The 17,983-nt window shown below is 62.9% G+C and carries 19 protein-coding genes and 1 tRNA gene; 5 read left to right on the top strand and 15 right to left on the bottom strand.

What is annotated here, in order from left to right; all coding sequences use genetic code 11:
- Positions 1-4: 4 nt before the first annotated feature.
- From rpsG to secE, 12 genes are all read right to left on the bottom strand, one after another.
- Positions 5-475 carry a 30S ribosomal protein S7 gene (gene rpsG, locus ACFSX5_RS16945; protein WP_386835026.1) on the bottom strand — a complete coding sequence of 157 codons (471 nt, stop codon included), beginning with the start codon at positions 473-475 and terminating at the stop codon, positions 5-7.
- Between the two features lie 14 nt (positions 476-489).
- Entirely contained in the window at positions 490-861 is a 372-nt protein-coding gene (gene rpsL / locus ACFSX5_RS16940; RefSeq protein WP_386835025.1) for a 30S ribosomal protein S12, read from the bottom strand.
- A 412-nt stretch (positions 862-1,273) separates the two neighbouring features.
- Positions 1,274-1,411 (bottom strand): hypothetical protein, encoded by a 138-nt coding sequence (locus ACFSX5_RS16935; protein ID WP_386835023.1) that lies wholly within the window; start codon positions 1,409-1,411, stop codon positions 1,274-1,276.
- 38 nt (positions 1,412-1,449) lie between these two features.
- Positions 1,450-2,577: an esterase-like activity of phytase family protein gene (locus ACFSX5_RS16930; protein ID WP_386835022.1), complete on the bottom strand. Its 1,128-nt coding sequence runs from the start codon at positions 2,575-2,577 to the stop codon at positions 1,450-1,452.
- 170 nt (positions 2,578-2,747) lie between these two features.
- Positions 2,748-6,932, bottom strand: a complete 4,185-nt coding sequence (gene rpoC / locus ACFSX5_RS16925; RefSeq protein ID WP_386835021.1) for a DNA-directed RNA polymerase subunit beta' — start codon at positions 6,930-6,932, stop codon at positions 2,748-2,750.
- Positions 6,933-7,010: 78 nt separating this feature from the next.
- A complete protein-coding gene (rpoB, locus tag ACFSX5_RS16920) occupies positions 7,011-11,150 on the bottom strand; it encodes a DNA-directed RNA polymerase subunit beta (RefSeq protein WP_386835020.1) in 4,140 nt (1,379 codons plus the stop codon).
- A 362-nt stretch (positions 11,151-11,512) separates the two neighbouring features.
- A complete protein-coding gene (gene rplL, locus ACFSX5_RS16915) occupies positions 11,513-11,896 on the bottom strand; it encodes a 50S ribosomal protein L7/L12 (protein WP_386835018.1) in 384 nt (127 codons plus the stop codon).
- A 45-nt stretch (positions 11,897-11,941) separates the two neighbouring features.
- Positions 11,942-12,460, bottom strand: a complete 519-nt coding sequence (rplJ, locus tag ACFSX5_RS16910) for a 50S ribosomal protein L10 (RefSeq protein WP_386835017.1) — start codon at positions 12,458-12,460, stop codon at positions 11,942-11,944.
- A 298-nt stretch (positions 12,461-12,758) separates the two neighbouring features.
- Entirely contained in the window at positions 12,759-13,451 is a 693-nt protein-coding gene (gene rplA, locus ACFSX5_RS16905; RefSeq protein ID WP_386835016.1) for a 50S ribosomal protein L1, read from the bottom strand.
- A gap of 6 nt (positions 13,452-13,457) precedes the next feature.
- The gene (rplK, locus tag ACFSX5_RS16900; RefSeq protein ID WP_386835014.1) at positions 13,458-13,886 is read right to left on the bottom strand and encodes a 50S ribosomal protein L11; all 429 of its coding nucleotides are present in this window, start codon (positions 13,884-13,886) and stop codon (positions 13,458-13,460) included.
- Between the two features lie 112 nt (positions 13,887-13,998).
- On the bottom strand, positions 13,999-14,529 hold the full coding sequence (gene nusG / locus ACFSX5_RS16895; protein ID WP_386835013.1) for a transcription termination/antitermination protein NusG: 531 nt from the start codon (positions 14,527-14,529) through the stop codon (positions 13,999-14,001).
- A gap of 39 nt (positions 14,530-14,568) precedes the next feature.
- Positions 14,569-14,763, bottom strand: coding sequence for a preprotein translocase subunit SecE (gene secE / locus ACFSX5_RS16890; RefSeq protein WP_386835012.1), 195 nt, complete (start codon positions 14,761-14,763; stop codon positions 14,569-14,571).
- Positions 14,764-15,021: 258 nt separating this feature from the next.
- On the opposite strand from secE, the gene ACFSX5_RS16885 reads away from it, so the two are divergent.
- From ACFSX5_RS16885 to ACFSX5_RS16870, 4 genes are all read left to right on the top strand, one after another.
- Positions 15,022-15,303, top strand: coding sequence for a hypothetical protein (locus tag ACFSX5_RS16885; protein WP_386835010.1), 282 nt, complete (start codon positions 15,022-15,024; stop codon positions 15,301-15,303).
- A 35-nt stretch (positions 15,304-15,338) separates the two neighbouring features.
- Positions 15,339-15,617, top strand: a complete 279-nt coding sequence (locus tag ACFSX5_RS16880; RefSeq protein ID WP_386835009.1) for a hypothetical protein — start codon at positions 15,339-15,341, stop codon at positions 15,615-15,617.
- Between the two features lie 46 nt (positions 15,618-15,663).
- Positions 15,664-15,906, top strand: a complete 243-nt coding sequence (locus ACFSX5_RS16875; protein ID WP_386835008.1) for a hypothetical protein — start codon at positions 15,664-15,666, stop codon at positions 15,904-15,906.
- Positions 15,907-15,996: 90 nt separating this feature from the next.
- Complete coding sequence (locus ACFSX5_RS16870) at positions 15,997-16,215, top strand: hypothetical protein (RefSeq protein WP_386835007.1); 219 nt, start codon at positions 15,997-15,999, stop codon at positions 16,213-16,215.
- A gap of 57 nt (positions 16,216-16,272) precedes the next feature.
- On the opposite strand, the gene ACFSX5_RS16865 is transcribed toward ACFSX5_RS16870, so the two are convergent.
- The 3 genes from ACFSX5_RS16865 to ACFSX5_RS16855 form a co-directional block, all read right to left on the bottom strand.
- Positions 16,273-16,581, bottom strand: a complete 309-nt coding sequence (locus ACFSX5_RS16865) for a hypothetical protein (protein ID WP_386835005.1) — start codon at positions 16,579-16,581, stop codon at positions 16,273-16,275.
- Positions 16,582-16,689: 108 nt separating this feature from the next.
- Positions 16,690-16,765, bottom strand: a tRNA-Trp gene (locus ACFSX5_RS16860).
- A 47-nt stretch (positions 16,766-16,812) separates the two neighbouring features.
- Positions 16,813-17,205: an MAPEG family protein gene (locus ACFSX5_RS16855; protein ID WP_386835004.1), complete on the bottom strand. Its 393-nt coding sequence runs from the start codon at positions 17,203-17,205 to the stop codon at positions 16,813-16,815.
- 175 nt (positions 17,206-17,380) lie between these two features.
- Between ACFSX5_RS16855 and ACFSX5_RS16850 the strand changes: the two genes are divergently transcribed.
- Positions 17,381-17,968, top strand: coding sequence for a HupE/UreJ family protein (locus ACFSX5_RS16850; RefSeq protein WP_386835003.1), 588 nt, complete (start codon positions 17,381-17,383; stop codon positions 17,966-17,968).
- Positions 17,969-17,983: the final 15 nt, after the last annotated feature.

Here is a 17,983-nt window from a genome sequence, read left to right as displayed (position 1 = left end):
CCTACTACCAGCGGTAGTGCGAGAAGGCACGGTTGGCGTCAGCCATACGGTGCGTATCTTCGCGTTTCTTGACGGCCTGGCCACGGCCATTCAGGGCATCCATGAGCTCGCCCGAAAGGCGCTCACGCATGGTGTTCTCGCCGCGCTTGCGGGCGGCATCGATCAGCCAGCGGACGGCCAGGGCCTGCTGACGGTCAGCACGAACCTCGACCGGCACCTGGTAGGTGGCACCGCCGACGCGGCGCGAGCGCACTTCCACGGCCGGACGGATGTTGTCCAGGGCAGTGTGGAAGACGGTGATCGGGTCCTGCTTGGTCTTGGCTTGGACGATATCGAAGGCGCCGTAGACGATCGACTCGGCGGCCGACTTCTTGCCGTCCTTCATCAGGGAGTTCATGAACTTCGTGACGACGATATCACCGAACTTGGGATCCGGGATGACGTCACGCTTTTCTGCGCGGTGGCGACGGGACATGACTCAATATCTCCTTACTTCGGACGCTTCGCGCCGTAGAGCGAACGGCGCTGCTTGCGGTCCTTCACGCTCTGCGTGTCGAGCACGCCGCGCAGGATGTGGTAGCGAACGCCCGGCAGATCGCGGACACGGCCACCGCGGATGAGCACCACGGAGTGCTCCTGCAGGTTGTGGCCTTCGCCCGGGATGTAGGAGATCACTTCGCGCTGGTTGGTCAGGCGGACCTTGGCAACCTTACGCAGAGCCGAGTTCGGCTTCTTCGGGGTCGTCGTGTATACGCGAGAGCAAACGCCGCGCTTCTGCGGGTTCGCTTCCATGGCCGGAACCTTGTTCCGCTTTGGCTTGCTGGCGCGTGGTTTGCGGATCAGCTGATTAATGGTGGGCATTGCGCTCTTTCCATCGTCCAAATTCAACGGTCAACACACAAGCAAACCAAAACGGCGCTCACCCGATTCCATACCGGAACCGGCAGCGCCCCCGAACGCAGCGGACCACCACCTAAACGGCAGCAGTCATGCCCCATGGATTTGCTTCGTCTTGTTACCCGACAGTGTGTTTGACCGTCCTGTATTCCCGCGCTAGGTGGCAGGGACACTCGTGACGATCACGACCGACCGCTAAGGTAGGCGCTTCCTATAACTGAAGAGTCGCCCCGTCAAGGATTCTTTCGCGGAAAACCGCGGCAACGCTGGGGTGCGAGGCTGCTATGCATTAACGAGGCCTTTATCGTGCCACGGAGCTCATCCGACACGTGCATCGGGCGGGAGAGGCCGCAAGGGCCCCTCCCCCTTGCTGCCGCTACTCGGCTTCAAGGAAGTCGACGACGTCGAGCAGGATAAACTCGTTGTCGTCGGCACGGCCGGCCTCGCGTCCGGTCGAGCCGGGGAAGTTGTTGTCGTTGGCGACCACAATGGTGGCCTCGTCGACTCGATCCACGTCCTCGATGGTGACGAACGGGAAGGTGAAGACGCCGTCTACCGAGCCGCGGGGGCGACGCCATCGGGGTCCTGGATGTTCATCAGGTCGATATAGGCAATCTTGCGCAGAACCCCCTGCCCGTCCGCGTCGGCGAGATCGACGAGGTAGATGCGCTTGAACGCGGCGGCGCCCTCGCGGCCATCATCGCCTTCGCCATTGTCGCGTTCGATGATCAGGGCTCGGGTGCCCTCGATGATGTTGAAGTCACCGATGGCGTGGCTGGCGTCCTCCAGCGGGTAGTAGCGGATGGTGTCGCTCCAGTTGGCGTCGGCGACGTTGAACTCCAAGAGCCGCAGGACCGGCTTGCCGTCGATGGTCTCGAGGGTCGCTGCTTCCTCATCGAAGAACGGCTTTTCCAGTAGCGGGTACAGCGTCGTGCCGTCCTCCGAGACTGCCATGCCCTCGTAGCCGCCGGACCGTCCCGTGTTGATGCCGGTGACCGTAGCCCCTGCTCCAGGCTGGGCGGTGAATTGATTGTCCGGTGATTTGTAGTCGATGCCTCCGGGATTGGTCTTGACCACCTGCTGCACGACACCATCAGCGTTGACCTCGATCAGCCACGGGCCGAACTCATCGCCGATCCAGAAGTGGTCACCGACCGGCTGGATGGACTCCGGGTCGAAGTCGGCGCCGGTAAGGTAGCGGCTCTCCGAATGTTCGGTGACGATGGGGAACGGCACCACCCGATCGGGATCGCTGAGAAAGGTGGTCTTCTCGATGGCGACCGTGCCGGTCTCCCAGTCCATCCTGAGGATATTGAACATCAGCATGGCATCGGCCGAGTTGGCCTTGTTGCCGAAGCCGTTGTCGGTGAGCAGCAGGAAACGATCGCCGCCGAGCGAGCGAATGCCGCTCATGCCCTGTAGCGGCTGCCCGGGAAACGGCATGGCGATGCCCGAAGCCGGGTTCGCCCAACCATAGGGTGTCTCCACCCGCGTGCCGGAAGTGAAACGACCAGCCATCCCAAGGCTGACAGGGGCATCGGCCGGGGCAGGCAGGAAAGTCTGCGCCGGCAGTTGGGCGTGGGCCTTGAGCACGGCGTCGTACTGCTGGGCTTGCTGAGCCTGGGCAACGGTCGACAGGGCCAGCACGCTGGCGGCGGCAAGCAGAACCTCGTTCGGCATGAAAGGACGCTCCGAGTTGTATCTGGAGCTCATGCCTAGCGTCGGGGCGATGTCATTCAGATCACAGGCAGGCAACGGCCCCGTGACAATCCACTGGAGCCGGAAGGCACAGGAAGCCAAAAAGAAAGGGGCCCCGCAGGGCCCCTCTCCAAATTCATGGATCAGATCGATTATTCGGCGGCAGGCGCCGGGATCTGAGCGGTGTTGGCGATACGCCGGCGCTCTTCCAGGATCAGGTCGTCGCGCTTGGCAGCGATCTGCTTGGCCTTGGTGTGACCGGCACCGGTACCCGCCGGGATCAGGCGGCCGACGATGACGTTCTCCTTGAGGCCTTCCAGCAGGTCGGCCTTGCCGGAAACCGCCGCCTCGGTGAGGACGCGGGTGGTTTCCTGGAACGAGGCGGCCGAGATGAAGGACCGGGTCTGCAGCGACGCCTTGGTGATGCCGAGCAGCACCGGGTTGGCCGTTGCAGGCTTCTTGCCATCTGCGACCAGAGCATCGTTGAGCTCATCGAAGTCGAGGCGGTCGAGCTGCTCATCCTTGAGCAGACCGGAGTCACCCGGTTCGACGATCTCGACCTTCTGCAGCATCTGGCGAACGATCACCTCGATGTGCTTGTCGTTGATGAGCACGCCCTGGAGCCGGTAGACTTCCTGGATCTCGTTGACGAGGTAGCGCGCAAGCTCTTCCACGCCCTTGATCGCCAGGATGTCGTGCGGTGCCGGGTTGCCGTCGAGGATGTACTCACCTTTTTCGATGGCATCGCCTTCCTGGAGGTGGAACGGCTTGCCCTTCGGGATCAGGTACTCGACCGGATCAACACCTTCCTGAGCGGGCTCGATGATGACGCGACGCTTGTTCTTGTAGTCCCGGCCGAAGCGGATGGTGCCATCGATCTCGGCGATGATGGCGTGATCCTTCGGACGACGAGCCTCGAACAGCTCGGCCACACGCGGCAGACCACCGGTGATGTCCTTGGTCTTGGCCGATTCCAGCGGAATACGGGCCAGGACGTCACCCGGGGCAACCTTCTCACCCGGCTCCACGGCGATAACCGCGTCCACCGACAGCAGGTAGCGGGCATCGCCACCACGCTCGGCCTTAGCCACCTGGCCGCCGCGAGCAATCGCGAGAGCAGGCTTGAGGCCTTCGCCACGCTGGCTCGAACGCCAGTCGATAACGACGCGCTTGGTGAAGCCGGTCGCCTCGTCGGTGTTCTCGGCAACCGAGGCACCGTCGACGAGATCCTCGAACACCACCTCGCCCTCGACTTCGGCGAGGATCGGACGGGTGTAGGGGTCCCATTCGGCGAGACGCTGGCCACGACGGACCTGGTCGCCTTCCTTGACGAGCAGCTTGGAGCCGTAGGTCACCTTGTGGGTGGCGCGTTCCTTGCCGTCGGCATCGAGAATGGCGAGCGACACGTTGCGGGCCATCACCACCTGGCGGCCGCCCTCGATCGTAGCGAGGCTCGGGTTGCGGACGGCAATGGTGCCTTCCGCGCCGGCCTCGAGGAACGAGGAGTCGACCACCTGCGCCGTGCCACCGATGTGGAACGTACGCATGGTGAGCTGGGTGCCGGGTTCACCGATCGACTGAGCCGCGATGACGCCGACAGCTTCACCGATATTCACCGGCGTACCGCGAGCCAGGTCGCGACCATAGCAGGCGGCGCAACAGCCCTGGCGCATCTCGCAGACCAGCGGCGAGCGGATGCGGACAGTCTGGATGCGGGCCTCCTCGATGACGTCGACGTGACGTTCTTCGAGCAGGGTGCCCTTCGGCGCGACGAGGTCGCCCGTGATCGGGTGGAACACGTCGTCGGCGGTGGTACGGCCAAGGATGCGCTGGCCCAGCGAGGCCACGACCTGGCCGGCATCGACGATGGCTTCCATGGTCAGGCCGCGATCGGTGCCGCAGTCTTCGGCAACGATGATGGCGTCCTGCGCCACGTCCACGAGACGACGGGTGAGGTAACCCGAGTTCGCCGTCTTCAGCGCGGTGTCGGCCAGACCCTTGCGGGCACCGTGGGTGGAGTTGAAGTACTCCAGCACGTTCAGGCCTTCCTTGAAGTTGGCGGTGATCGGGGTCTCGATGATCGAGCCGTCCGGACGCGCCATCAGACCGCGCATACCGGCAAGCTGCTTCATCTGCGCCGGCGAACCGCGCGCACCCGAGTGGCTCATCATGTAGACGGAGTTGATGGGCTTCTGCCGCTTGGTCTCGTCGTCGAACTGAACCGTCGCGATGCCCTTCATCATCTCCTCGGCGACCTTGTCACCGCACTTCGCCCAGGCATCGACAACCTTGTTGTACTTCTCGCCCTGGGTGATGAGGCCGTCGTTGTACTGCTGCTCGAACTCCTCGACCTGCTTACGGGTCGCCTCGACGATGTCGTACTTCGACTGCGGGATGACCATGTCGTCCTTGCCGAACGAGATGCCGGCATCGCAGGCGTTCTTGAAGCCGAGCTGCATGACGCGGTCACAGAAGATGACCGTCTCCTTCTGACCGCAACCGCGATACACGGTGTCGATCATCTTGGAGATCATCTTCTTGGTCATGAGCTGGTTGGCGACCGAGAACGGAACCGCAGGGTTCTGCGGCAGGATCTGGCCGATCAGCATGCGGCCCGGGGTCGTCTCCACGATCTCGGTGGACTTGGTGCCATCGGCGTTCCAGGACGGAACGCGCGCCTTGATCTTGGTGTGGAGGGTGACGACCTTGTTGTCGAGCGCGTGCTCGAGTTCGGCGTAGGAGCCGAACGCCATGCCTTCACCCGGCTCGCCTTCGTTCATCAGCGACAGGTAGTAGAGGCCCAGCACGATGTCCTGCGACGGCACGATAATCGGCTGACCATTGGCCGGGTGCAGGATGTTGTTGGTCGACATCATCAGCACGCGCGCTTCCAGCTGCGCTTCGAGCGACAGCGGGACGTGCACGGCCATCTGGTCGCCGTCGAAGTCGGCGTTGAAGGCCGAGCAGACGAGCGGGTGCAGACGGATGGCCTTGCCTTCGATCAGGATCGGCTCGAACGCCTGGATGCCGAGGCGGTGCAGCGTCGGTGCGCGGTTGAGCAGCACCGGGTGCTCCCGGATAACCTCGTCGAGGATATCCCAGACCTCCGGCTTTTCCTTCTCCACCAGCTTCTTGGCCTGCTTCACGGTGGAAGACAGACCCTTGGCTTCCAGCCGCGAGTAGATGAACGGCTTGAACAGCTCGAGCGCCATCTTCTTGGGCAGGCCGCACTGGTGCAGCTTGAGGTTCGGACCGACGGTGATCACCGAACGACCGGAATAGTCGACGCGCTTGCCGAGCAGGTTCTGGCGGAACCGGCCCTGCTTGCCCTTGAGCATGTCGGACAGCGACTTCAGCGGACGCTTGTTGGCACCGGTGATGGTGCGGCCACGGCGGCCGTTGTCGAACAGCGCGTCGACGGCTTCCTGCAGCATGCGCTTTTCGTTGCGGATGATGATATCCGGCGCACGCAGCTCAATCAGGCGCTTCAGGCGGTTGTTGCGGTTGATGACGCGACGGTAGAGGTCGTTCAGGTCCGAGGTGGCGAAACGGCCGCCATCCAGCGGAACGAGCGGACGCAGCTCCGGCGGGATCACCGGAACGACGGTCATGATCATCCATTCGGGCTTGTTGCCCGAGACGATGAACTGCTCAACGATCTTGAGGCGCTTGGCGAGCTTCTTGGGCTTCAGCTCGGTGGTGGCCTCGGCGATCTCGACGCGCAGGTCGGCCGCGATCTTTTCGAGGTCGAGGCTCATCAGCATGTCGCGGATGGCTTCGGCACCGATCTTGGCGGTGAAGCTGTCAGCGCCGTACTCGTCCTGGGCGTCGAGGTACTGCTCTTCGGTCATCAGCTCGTTCTGGGTGAACGGCGTCAGGCCCGGATCAAGAACGACGTAGTTCTCGAAGTAGAGGATGCGCTCGATATCCTTCAGCGTCATGTCGAGCAGCAGGGCGATGCGGCTCGGCAGCGACTTCAGGAACCAGATGTGGGCGACGGGAGCGGCGAGCTCGATATGGCCCATGCGCTCACGGCGGACGCGCGACAGCGTGACTTCGACGCCGCACTTCTCGCAGATGACGCCCTTGAACTTCATGCGCTTGTACTTGCCGCACAAGCACTCGTAGTCCTTCACCGGGCCAAAGATGCGCGCGCAGAACAGACCATCGCGTTCTGGCTTGAACGTACGATAGTTGATGGTCTCGGGCTTCTTGATCTCACCGTAGGACCAGGAAAGGATCTTCTCCGGCGAGGCGATGGAGATCTTCATCTGGTCGAAGGTCTGCACCGGGACGGCCGGGTTGAACGGGTCCATGACGTGGGAATGATGGTTCATCAATCTCTCCTCGTGCCGTTCAGAATTCGGGGATGAACGAATTCTGAACGGACGTTGAATGGGGTTGGAAGTGCCGGATTATTCCGCCGCTTCCTGAGGAGGCGCGAGCTCCGGAGCCTCGGAGTCCGGCTCGGGGATTTCGCGGTTCTCGAGCTCGACATTGAGCCCGAGCGACCGGATTTCCTTGACCAGGACGTTGAAGCTTTCCGGGATACCCGCTTCGAAGGTGTCGTCGCCGCGGACGATCGCCTCGTAGACCTTGGTACGGCCCGCCACGTCGTCCGACTTGATGGTGAGCATTTCCTGCAGCGTATAGGCAGCGCCATACGCTTCCAGGGCCCACACCTCCATCTCGCCGAAGCGCTGACCGCCGAACTGAGCCTTGCCGCCCAGCGGCTGCTGGGTAACCAGGGAGTACGGACCGATCGAACGGGCGTGGATCTTGTTGTCCACCAGGTGGTCCAGCTTGAGCATGTAGATGTAGCCAACCGTCACCGGACGGTCGAACTGCTCGCCGGTACGGCCGTCATAGACGGTCGACTGGCCCGAGGCATTGAGCCCGGCACGCTCGAGCAGATCCACGATGTCGGCTTCCTTGGCGCCGTCGAAGACCGGAGTCGCGATCGGCACACCCTTGGACAGGTGCTCGCCGAGGCGGATCAGGCCGTCGTCGTCCAGCTCGGTGATCGAGCTGTCGTTGGCATAGAGAGCCTTGACCTCGGTGCGCAGTGGGTTGAGGTCGCCGGACTGGTGGTAGGCACGCACCATCTGGTCGATCTTCTTGCCCATGCCGGCACAGGCCCAACCCAGATGGGTCTCGAGGATCTGGCCGACATTCATGCGCGAGGGCACGCCGAGCGGGTTCAGCACGATGTCAACATGAGTACCGTCTTCGAGGTACGGCATGTCTTCGATCGGCACGATGCGCGACACCACACCCTTGTTGCCGTGACGGCCGGCCATCTTGTCGCCCGGCTGGATCTTGCGCTTGGTGGCGATGAAGACCTTGACCATCTTCATCACGCCCGGGGGCAGTTCATCGCCGCGCTGGAGCTTGTCCACCTTGTCGATGAAGCGCTGTTCGAGGAGCTTGCGGCTTTCCTCGTACTGGGCGTGCAGGGCTTCCATTTCGGCCATGACCTTGTCGTCTTCGACCGCGAACTGCCACCACTTGGAGCGGGGCTGCCCGTCGAACACGGAGTCATTGAGCTTGGTGCCGACGACATAGCCCTTCGGACCTGCGGTTGCGGTCTTGCCGAACAGCATTTCCTTCAGGCGCGCATAGACGTTGCGGTCGAGGATCGACTGCTCGTCGTCACGGTCCTTGGCGAGACGCTCGATTTCCTCGCGCTCGATAGCCATGGCGCGCTCGTCCTTGTCGATGCCGTGGCGGTTGAACACGCGCACTTCAACAACAGTACCAGCATCGCCCGGCGGCACGCGGAGCGAGGTGTCACGAACGTCCGAGGCCTTCTCGCCGAAGATGGCGCGGAGGAGCTTTTCTTCCGGCGTCATCGGCGACTCGCCCTTGGGCGTGATCTTGCCCACGAGGATGTCGCCCGGCTGCACTTCGGCACCGATATGCACGATACCGGCTTCGTCGAGGTTCTTCAGCGCTTCTTCCGAAACGTTCGGAATGTCGCGGGTGATTTCCTCGGGGCCGAGCTTGGTATCGCGGGCCATGACTTCGTATTCCTCGATGTGGATCGAGGTGAAGACGTCCTGCATGGCGATCTTCTCGCTGAGCAGGATGGAGTCTTCGAAGTTGTAGCCGTTCCAGGGCATGAAGGCGACGAGCACGTTGCGGCCGAGGGCGAGATCGCCCAGTTCGGTCGACGGGCCGTCGGCGATGATGTCACCGGCGTTGACGTGGTCGCCGACAACCACCAGCGGGCGCTGGTTGATGCAGGTCGACTGGTTCGAACGCTGGAACTTCATCAGGTTGTAGATGTCCACGCCCGACTTCGACGCGTCGGTCTCTTCCGTCGCGCGAATAACGATACGGGTGGCGTCCACCTGGTCGACGATGCCCTTGCGCTTGGCGACGATTGCGGCGCCGGAGTCACGGGCCACGACCGACTCCATGCCGGTGCCGACATAGGGTGCTTCCGCACGCAGCAGGGGCACGGCCTGGCGCTGCATGTTGGAGCCCATGAGAGCACGGTTGGCGTCGTCGTTCTCGAGGAACGGGATCAGCGAGGCGGCAACCGACACCATCTGCTTGGGGGAAACGTCCATCAGGTCGACGTTTTCCTTGGGCGTCAGGCCGTTGTCGCCGGCATGACGGGCGACAACGAGGTCATCGACCAGTTCGCCGTTCTCGTTGAACTGCACGTTGGCCTGGGCGACGTAGTGCTTCGCCTCTTCCATGGCGGAGAGGTAGACCACCTCGTCAGTCAGCTTGCCGTCCACGATCTTGCGGTACGGAGTCTCGATGAAGCCGTACTTGTTGACGCGGGCGAAGGTCGACAGCGAGTTGATCAGACCGATGTTCGGGCCTTCCGGCGTCTCGATCGGGCAGATACGGCCGTAGTGCGTCGGGTGCACGTCGCGGACTTCGAAGCCGGCTCGCTCGCGGGTGAGACCGCCCGGGCCAAGAGCCGACAGGCGGCGCTTGTGGGTGATCTCGGAGAGCGGGTTGGTCTGGTCCATGAACTGCGACAGCTGGCTGGAACCGAAAAACTCGCGCACGGCGGCGGCCGCCGGCTTGGCGTTGATCAGGTCCTGCGGCATGACCGTGTCGATCTCGACCGAGCTCATGCGCTCCTTGATTGCGCGCTCCATGCGGAGCAGGCCAAGGCGGTAGGAGTTCTCCATGAGTTCACCGACCGAGCGAACGCGGCGGTTGCCCAGATTGTCGATGTCGTCGATCTCGCCGCGGCCGTCGCGCAGATCGACGAGAGTGCGGACCACCTCGACGATGTCTTCCTTGCGCAGGGTGCGGACGGTGTCCGGAGCATCGAGCTCGAGACGCATGTTCATCTTCACGCGACCCACGGCCGACAGGTCGTAGCGCTCGGAGTCGAAGAACAGCGACTGGAACATCGCCTCGGCCGTTTCCACGGTCGGCGGCTCGCCCGGACGCATCACGCGGTAGATGTCGAAGAGCGCGTCCTCGCGGGACTCGTTCTTGTCGACCGCCAGCGTGTTGCGGATGTACGGGCCAATGGTGACGTGGTCGATGTCGAGGATCGGCAGCTCGTCGAAGCCGAGCTCGACCAGCTTGGTCAGCAGCTTCTCGTCGAGTTCGTCGCCAGCCTCGGCATAGATCTCGCCGGTCTTGAGGTTCACCAGGTCCTCGGCGATGTAGGAGCCGTAGAGGTCCTCATCGACCGCGAGCAGGTGGGTCAGGCCGTTCTCGGCCAGCTTCTTGGCCTGGCGGGCCGACAGCTTCTTGCCGCCCTCATGGACGACGTCGCCGGTCGTGGCGTCGACGAGATCGTGGCTCGGCTTGGCGCCCTTCCACTTCTCGGCGTCGTAGGGGACGCGCCAGCCCTTCTCGGTCTTTTCGTACTTAAGGGTGGTGTAATAGGTCGACAGGATCTCCTCGGCATCCATGCCGAGAGCCTTGAGCAGCGAGGTCACCGGGATCTTGCGACGACGGTCGATGCGCGCATAGACGATGTCCTTGGCGTCGAACTCGATGTCGAGCCAGGAGCCGCGGTACGGAATGATACGGCCGGCGAACAGGAGCTTGCCCGAGGAGTGGGTCTTGCCCTTGTCGTGGTCGAAGAACACGCCCGGCGAACGGTGCATCTGGGAGACGATGACGCGCTCGGTGCCGTTGACGATGAAGGTGCCGTTCGACGTCATGAAGGGCATGTCGCCCATGTAGACGTCCTGTTCCTTGATGTCCTTGACGGAACGGGCGCCGGTTTCCTCGTCGACTTCGAACACGATCAGCCGCAGCGTCACCTTGAGCGGGGCAGCGAACGTGATGTCGCGCGCACGGCACTCGTCGATGTCGTACTTGGGCTGCTCGAATTCGTACTTCACAAATTCGAGAGAAGCGGTGTTGGAGAAGTCGGTGATCGGAAATACCGAGCGGAAGACGGACTGCAGACCTTCGTCCGGGCGTCCACCCTTGGGTTCTTCCACCATGAGGAACTGATCGTAGGAGGCCTTTTGCACCTCGATCAGATTGGGCATCTCCGTGACTTCGCGAATGGAACCGAAGGACTTGCGAACCTTGCGGCGGCCGTTGAACGTGGTAGCCATTAGGGCTCCTCTAATTTCAGCGATTGTCTCGGAGGCAGATATCCAAAGACCCGACAATCAGCCGTCGGAGCTCGGGATATATGCCCGGTAGTCTCTAGCTCTGGGATGTTCTTGTGACTTCGCCCGAACTGGGGAGACGAAATCGGCCGGTTCGACCTCAGCGTTCCGGACTCTCCTGGTTCGTCAAGCTCACCATGAGGTCCGCGGGCTTCAGTGCGCCGGCGACATCCTTGTAATCTTCGTGTTTTCCGCAAATTGGCCGCGGACCCATCCAATCGGTCGCGGCGAATCACCCCTGACGGAGTGAAGTAGCGAAATGGCACTTAACGCGCCATTTCGCAAATATTGTGGCAGAGCCAAGCTTACTTGAGCTCGACCTTGGCGCCAGCGGCTTCCAGCTTCTTCTGGATGTCTTCGGCTTCAGCCTTGGACACGCCTTCCTTGACGGCCTTCGGAGCACCTTCGACCAGGGCCTTGGCTTCGCCGAGGCCGAGGCCGGTGATGCCACGGACTTCCTTGATGACGTTGATCTTGTTGTCGCCGAAGGAGGCGAGGATCACGTCGAATTCAGTCTTTTCTTCAGCGGCCGGAGCAGCGGCACCGGCAGCACCGCCAGCAGCGGCAACAGCAACCGGAGCAGCGGCGGAAACGCCCCACTTCTCTTCGAGCATCTTGGAGAGCTCGGAAGCCTCCAGGACGGTCAGGGCGGACAGGTCATCTACGAGCTTGGCGAGATCAGCAGCCATTTTGTTCTCTCTATATAGGGTTGGGTTCGAATAGTTGAAGGGGCCTTACGCCGCTTCGCTCTTTTCTGCGTGAGCCGACAGGACGCGGGCGATACCTGCACCCGGTTCCTTGACGATGCGGGCGATCTGGGCCGCGGGCTGCACGAGCAGGCCGGCCAGCTTGGCACGCAGTTCGTCGAGCGACGGCATCGTGGCCAGCGTCTTGACGCCTTCGGCGTCGAGTGCGGTTGCGCCCATGGCACCGCCGAGAACCACGAACTTCTGGTTCTTCTCGGCGAAGGCGGCTGCGATTTTCGGCGCAACCACTGGATCATCCGCATACGCAATGACCGTCGGACCCCTGAACAGGTCCGCGATGTCGGCGACTTCGGTCTGCTTCAGAGCGAGCTTGGCAAGACGGTTCTTGGCGACCTTGACCTGTCCGCCAGCCTTCTTGACCTGCACGCGCAGGTCGGTGAAGGCAGCGACGGAGAGGCCGGAGTTCTGGGCAACGACGATCGAGCCAGCGCCGCCGAGGGCAGCCTGGAGCGATGAGACGAGCTCAGCCTTTTCCGCTCTTTCCAATCTAGTCTCCTAGAGTAGATTCCTCGGCGAGAGCCTTGGAACCATTGGCAAATGCCTTGTTCCGGAGAACCGGAACGCGGCGGTGATGTGCCTGCCAACCAAGCGCTCGAAAGCAACTGGTCTAGGTTCGAACCTTCCCCTGCCGTTGCCGGCAGAATTGGGTCTTCACCCCGTCTGTGCTGGCGCCCTTGAGGCATTAAGCCAACCCGGATGGTTGGCACCGGCAGTCTCGGACAGGACTTGCGCCACCGGCCGGAGCCGGTGACGACCCGGGAGCCGAGGCCCCCGGAATTCGGTGTTACAGAGCCGTGTTCGGCTCGACGTGCACGCCCGGGCCCATGGTGGAGCTCACGGCAACGCGCTTGACGTAGGTGCCCTTGGCACCAGCCGGCTTGGACTTCTGCACGGCGTCGGTGAACGCCTTGATGTTCTGCAGCAGCGCTTCCTCGGAGAAGGAAACCTTGCCGACACCGGCGTGGATGATGCCGGCCTTCTCGACGCGGTACTCAACGGCGCCGCCCTTGGCAGCCTCGACGGCGCCCTTAACGTCCATAGTCACGGTGCCGACCTTGGGGTTCGGCATCAGGTTGCGCGGGCCGAGGATCTTACCGAGACGGCCGACCAGCGGCATCATGTCCGGAGTGGCGATGCAACGATCGAAGTTGATGTTGCCGCCCTGGATCTGCTCGAGCAGGTCTTCCGCACCCACCACGTCGGCGCCAGCGGCCTTGGCCTCGTCGGCCTTGCCGCCACGGGCGAACACGGCGACGCGAACGGTCTTGCCGGTGCCGTTGGGCAGGTTGACCACGCCGCGGACCATCTGGTCGGCGTGACGCGGGTCGACGCCGAGGTTCATGGCGATCTCGACCGACTCGTCGAACTTGGCCGAGGCGCGGGCCTTGACCATCTTCACGGCTTCTTCGAGCGGATAGAGCTTGTTGCGGTCAATGCCCTCGCGGGAGGAAGCGACGCGCTTTGCGATCTTTGCCATGTTCTATCAGCCCTCGACCTGGATGCCCATGGAACGGGCGGAGCCGGCGATCATCGACACGGCGGCGTCGACGCTGTCGGCGTTGAGATCCTTCATCTTCTTCTCGGCGATATCACGCAGTTGAGCCTGGGTGATGGTGCCGGCCGATTCCTTGCCCGGCAGCTTGGAGCCGGACTTGAGGTTGACGGCCTTCTTGATGAAGTAGGTCACCGGCGGCTGCTTCATCTCGAAGGTGAAGCTCTTGTCGGCATAGGCGGTGATGACGACGGGGATGGGCGAGCCCTTCTCCATCTCCTGCGTGGCCGCGTTGAAGGCCTTGCAGAATTCCATGATGTTCAGACCGCGCTGGCCGAGGGCCGGACCGATCGGGGGCGACGGGGTGGCGGAGCCAGCCGGCACCTGCAGCTTTACGTAGCCAACGATTTTCTTTGCCATTTTTCGTCCTTTCTACGCCTGCCGGAGCAGGCTGTTGACGCCGTGGTGCGGGACTGACGGGTGCCTGGCGAGCGCCCTGCCCTCCCACGGGTTTCCAGCCGAAGCTGGGTGATCAGACCTTTTCGACCTGACCGTATTCGAGCTCCACCGGAGTGGGCCGCCCGAAAATCGAAACCTCGACCTTGAGGCGCGAGCGCTCGTGGTCGACTTCCTCGACGACGCCGCTGAAGCTGGCGAAGGGACCGTCCGACACGCGGACGTTCTCGCCGACCTCGAAGCTGATCGAGGGCTTGGGATGATCCACGCCCTCCTGCACCTGCTGCAGGATGGCCTGGGCCTCACTCTCGCTGATCGGCATGGGCCGATCGCCGGAGCCGAGGAAGCCCGTGACCTTGGGCGTGTTCTTGATGAGGTGGAAGGCCTCGTCGGTCATGTCCATCTTCACCAGCACATAGCCGGGGAAGAACTTGCGCTCGGTGTCGACCTTGCGACCCCGGCGGACCTCGACGACCTTCTCGGTCGGCACGATCACGTCCTCGAACAGATGCTCGAGCTTCTTCTGCGCAACCTTCTGACGGATATCCTCCGCCACCTTGCGCTCGAAATTCGAGTAAGCCTGAACGATGTACCAGCGCTTGGCCATGCCGCCTCGCCGCTCCCAATAAAACGTTGTCTGATCCGGCTAGCGGATCGAAAGCATAAGCTGGACCAGCCAGGAAATGACTTGGTCCGCTACGAGAAAGAAGAGGCTCGCCAGCGCGACGAGGATCAGGACCATCACGGTCGAGACCAGCACCTCGTTGCGCGTCGGCCAGGTGACCTTGGAGACTTCCTGCCGCACCTGCTGCAGGAACGTGACGGGGTTCGTACGGGCCATTGCGACTCAACTCTTCGAATTTTGGTCAAAGACCAAAGGCCGCGCAGGAACCCCGCACGGCCGGAGTTGGCTATCTAGTGAAAAGCGCGAGCGAATGCAACTGCCTCACGTTTCCTTTTTGGGGTGAGGCAGAATCACTCAGGTGCGGAGCAAGTGTTAACGTTTTGCAAACACTTCTTCATTTTGCCCTTGCAAGCGCTCTCGAGATGCACTTTGATCCAATTGCGACCAAAAGGTGGCAGCGGGAGGGCTGCGATCATGGGTATTGGCGAGACGACGTTCGACGTGACGTCCTGCGAACTCCGATATTTCGGGCCGCACAAGACCATAAATGGGCGCATCACCGGAGTTGTCCGTGTCGGCGTCGAGGAGCGCTTCATGGGCAATGTGTCGCGCTACAACCTCGACCTCAAGGTCAAGGCCGATGTGGGCCATAAGCCCTTCAACGAAGTCCGCACGGCGCTGCTCGCCCATGCGGCGCACCAGCTCAACCGGCTCAAGGCACGGCACACTGAGAAATTTGCAATCGCAGCCGAGTAGCGGCGAGTTCATTTGCTTTGTGGAAGAGTTCTGCCATGCTGCAGAGCATGAAGCGCTTTCTCGTTGCCACTGCGATCCTGCTGGCGGGCACCACCATGGTCGCTGCCGCCTGCCCTGCCCCGCTCGCGGGCACGACGCCCGAAGTGCTGGCAGCAAACCAGCAGCGGCCGATCTGCCTGCAGCGCGAACTCGAAGCCGACGCCGCCTATCGCGCGCAGGACGCCCGGTTGCGCGCCCTGCAGCAGCAGTTGGCCACTCAAGACCTTCAGCGCCGCTTCGACCGATTGCCGAGATACGAGCCGCCCAGGTTCTAGGCTCCGCCCTCGCGCAGACACGGTCGATCTGAAAGGGGGAGTTCAGATGCAGGTCAATGTCTTCATCTCGGAGGTCAAGCAGGACGGGCTTGCCCCCACCATCGTGGTGCTGCCATCCGGGCCTCAGGCTGCCATCCCCAAACACCTGCAGCACATGGAGTGGCGCTACTTCGCCACGGTGGAATCCGGCGACAAGATTACCGGCGCACCGGCCGGCGAGGTGGAAGCGGCGCTGGCGCGAGACGGGTATATGGTGGTTGAGGGGAAGAAGTCCTCGCCCGCCAGCTAACGCCTGACCCAAGAGCCCTCCCCATCATCCTGGTTTCGAGCTCGGCACCAAACAGGTCCGGATGCGTTCGAGCGGGATGGAGGTGTCGCCATGACCAACACCAAGATCACGACCGGCAACAACGATCGTCCCAAGAACGAAACCATCGCCCAGACCGGCGACGGCATCCCGGACGACAGCAGTGCGCCCGTGGACGTGGACGATGCAGAGGTGGAGCGTGTCCGCCAAAAGCTCGAAGGCGATGGACGCGAGAAGCTGATGCAGGAGGTTGAGGAGGACATAGAGCTGCCGCAGAAGGGGTCCGCCTAGAGCACGGGCCTCCTGGCACGTCCGCAACGAAACTGCGGACCCGTAGCTATCTCGGTCCTATTGCAGCTTCTCCAGTTGCGCTGCGATGGTTTGGCCGATCAGGTCGAGTTCGTTCAGCGCGATCTCGATGCCGCGGCTGAGGTCGCCGGAGCGGTCCGGCACGGCGGTCGCTGCCTCGATCAATCCATCACGTTCTGCACAAACCGCCTCGAGGGCTTTGTTCGCCCAGGCGATCCGTTCCTCGTCCCGCTCCCCGGTGAGCTGCCGCTGGCTGGCGGCGGCCACGAGGCCAGCGGTTTCGGCGTTCCACGTCGCAATCGCCTGCCGCACCAATTCAAAACGCATCTGCAGCTCATCTTCGGTCATCGGCGCACCTCCGCAACAGGAACGGCGCCGCTCGAAGACGGTTCAGTGCATTCGCATCATGATCGGAGAAGGCGTTGAGGAAGCGAACTCTACGTCAACGCGGACGGCTGGCAGGGGCTGGGGGACTCGAACCCACGACCCTCGGTTTTGGAGACCGATGCTCTACCAACTGAGCTAAACCCCTAGAGCCGTGCCCCGTACGTAATGGGAAAGCGTGGACTGCGCAAGGGGTCACGACCACAGGTGTGGGACAAGCGGAATGACCATGGCGGCGAGGCCGAGGCAGGCCAGTCCGAAGGCGTAGGAGCGCCACGGCGACAGGCCGCGCATATAGCAGAAGATGTGGGCCACACGGCCAAGGAGGAATACCCACGCACCGAGCAGCGACAACCAGCCCTGCTCGCCCAGAATCAGCGACAGCAGCGCCAGGGTGAGGAAGACTGGCAGCGTCTCGTGCAGGTTGGCGAGCGCCCTTTGTGCGCGTCCGAGTTCGCGGCTCGGGGGTGGGAGGTCGTCGCGCGGCCCCATCTGGTTCGCTGAGCCGACCTGCTTTGACAGGTACATGCCCGGAAGCAGCGCCTGCACAAAGGTCAGGAGCAGCATGAGAAAGATCGGCAGGAGCATAAGGAACTTCCGGTTCGAGAACTCGAAGAACGCCGCACCAATCCTGTCGTTGCAGGACCGAGAGGACGATGGACAAACTTCGCTGCCCGGTCGTAAATGATCAGGCGAGATACTGGAAGCTCTGGCGGGCCGTTCAATTGTTCAGTGGGACCCACCGGTCCCCGAAAGGATGACGATGCGCCTGATCCCTGCCCTGCTGTTGCTGGCTGTGACGCCGAGCCTGGCCCTTGCCCATGCCGGCCATGTGCCGGCGGACGGATTCGCCTATGGCTTCGGCCACCCGCTGGGCGGCATCGATCATGTGCTGGCCATGGTGGTGGTCGGCGTCTTCGCCTTCGTGCTGGGCGGCCGGGCGCTCTGGGCGGTGCCACTGGCCTTTGTCGGCATGATGGCCGGCGGATTTCTGCTCGGAGCCGCGCAGATCCAGCTGCCGCTGGTGGAACTTGGCATTGCTGTCTCGAGTATCGTCATCGGCGCCGCCGCAGCCACCGGACGCCCGCTGCCCGTCGCCGCCGCAGCGGCGCTGGTGGGTGTCTTCGCTGTGTTCCACGGTCACGCCCATGGCACCGAGATGCCGGCCGACATGGCAGGCCTAACCTATGCCGCCGGCTTCATGGCCGCGACAGCGCTGCTGCACCTCGCGGGGATTGCCGGCAGCCTGGGTGTGGCACAGGTGCTCGGGCGCCACGGCCGGGTTGCGGCCCGTCTGGCGGGTGGCCTGTTCGCCCTCGGTGGCCTTGGTGTGCTTGCCGGCTGGATGTGATCGGCAGTTCTGAAA

Origin of the sequence: Devosia albogilva, from assembly GCF_042685625.1 — a bacterium.
Taxonomy (GTDB): domain Bacteria; phylum Pseudomonadota; class Alphaproteobacteria; order Rhizobiales; family Devosiaceae; genus Devosia; species Devosia albogilva.
Note: the sequence above shows the minus strand (reverse complement) of the source record. Positions and strands in the feature narration are given on the sequence as shown.

Bases quoted from the DNA above. Each gene is read 5' to 3' on its own strand.
- rpsG (WP_386835026.1), bottom strand. From the start codon at position 475: ATGTCCCGTCGCCACCGCGCAGAAAAGCGTGACGTCATCCCGGATCCC.
- rpsL (WP_386835025.1), bottom strand. From the start codon at position 861: ATGCCCACCATTAATCAGCTGATCCGCAAACCACGCGCCAGCAAGCCA.
- ACFSX5_RS16930 (WP_386835022.1), bottom strand. From the start codon at position 2,577: ATGCCGAACGAGGTTCTGCTTGCCGCCGCCAGCGTGCTGGCCCTGTCG.
- rpoC (WP_386835021.1), bottom strand. From the start codon at position 6,932: ATGAACCATCATTCCCACGTCATGGACCCGTTCAACCCGGCCGTCCCG.
- rpoB (WP_386835020.1), bottom strand. From the start codon at position 11,150: ATGGCTACCACGTTCAACGGCCGCCGCAAGGTTCGCAAGTCCTTCGGT.
- rplL (WP_386835018.1), bottom strand. From the start codon at position 11,896: ATGGCTGCTGATCTCGCCAAGCTCGTAGATGACCTGTCCGCCCTGACC.
- rplA (WP_386835016.1), bottom strand. From the start codon at position 13,451: ATGGCAAAGATCGCAAAGCGCGTCGCTTCCTCCCGCGAGGGCATTGAC.
- rplK (WP_386835014.1), bottom strand. From the start codon at position 13,886: ATGGCAAAGAAAATCGTTGGCTACGTAAAGCTGCAGGTGCCGGCTGGC.
- nusG (WP_386835013.1), bottom strand. From the start codon at position 14,529: ATGGCCAAGCGCTGGTACATCGTTCAGGCTTACTCGAATTTCGAGCGC.
- secE (WP_386835012.1), bottom strand. From the start codon at position 14,763: ATGGCCCGTACGAACCCCGTCACGTTCCTGCAGCAGGTGCGGCAGGAA.
- ACFSX5_RS16885 (WP_386835010.1), top strand. From the start codon at position 15,022: ATGGGTATTGGCGAGACGACGTTCGACGTGACGTCCTGCGAACTCCGA.
- ACFSX5_RS16880 (WP_386835009.1), top strand. From the start codon at position 15,339: ATGCTGCAGAGCATGAAGCGCTTTCTCGTTGCCACTGCGATCCTGCTG.
- ACFSX5_RS16875 (WP_386835008.1), top strand. From the start codon at position 15,664: ATGCAGGTCAATGTCTTCATCTCGGAGGTCAAGCAGGACGGGCTTGCC.
- ACFSX5_RS16870 (WP_386835007.1), top strand. From the start codon at position 15,997: ATGACCAACACCAAGATCACGACCGGCAACAACGATCGTCCCAAGAAC.
- ACFSX5_RS16865 (WP_386835005.1), bottom strand. From the start codon at position 16,581: ATGACCGAAGATGAGCTGCAGATGCGTTTTGAATTGGTGCGGCAGGCG.
- ACFSX5_RS16855 (WP_386835004.1), bottom strand. From the start codon at position 17,205: ATGCTCCTGCCGATCTTTCTCATGCTGCTCCTGACCTTTGTGCAGGCG.
- ACFSX5_RS16850 (WP_386835003.1), top strand. From the start codon at position 17,381: ATGCGCCTGATCCCTGCCCTGCTGTTGCTGGCTGTGACGCCGAGCCTG.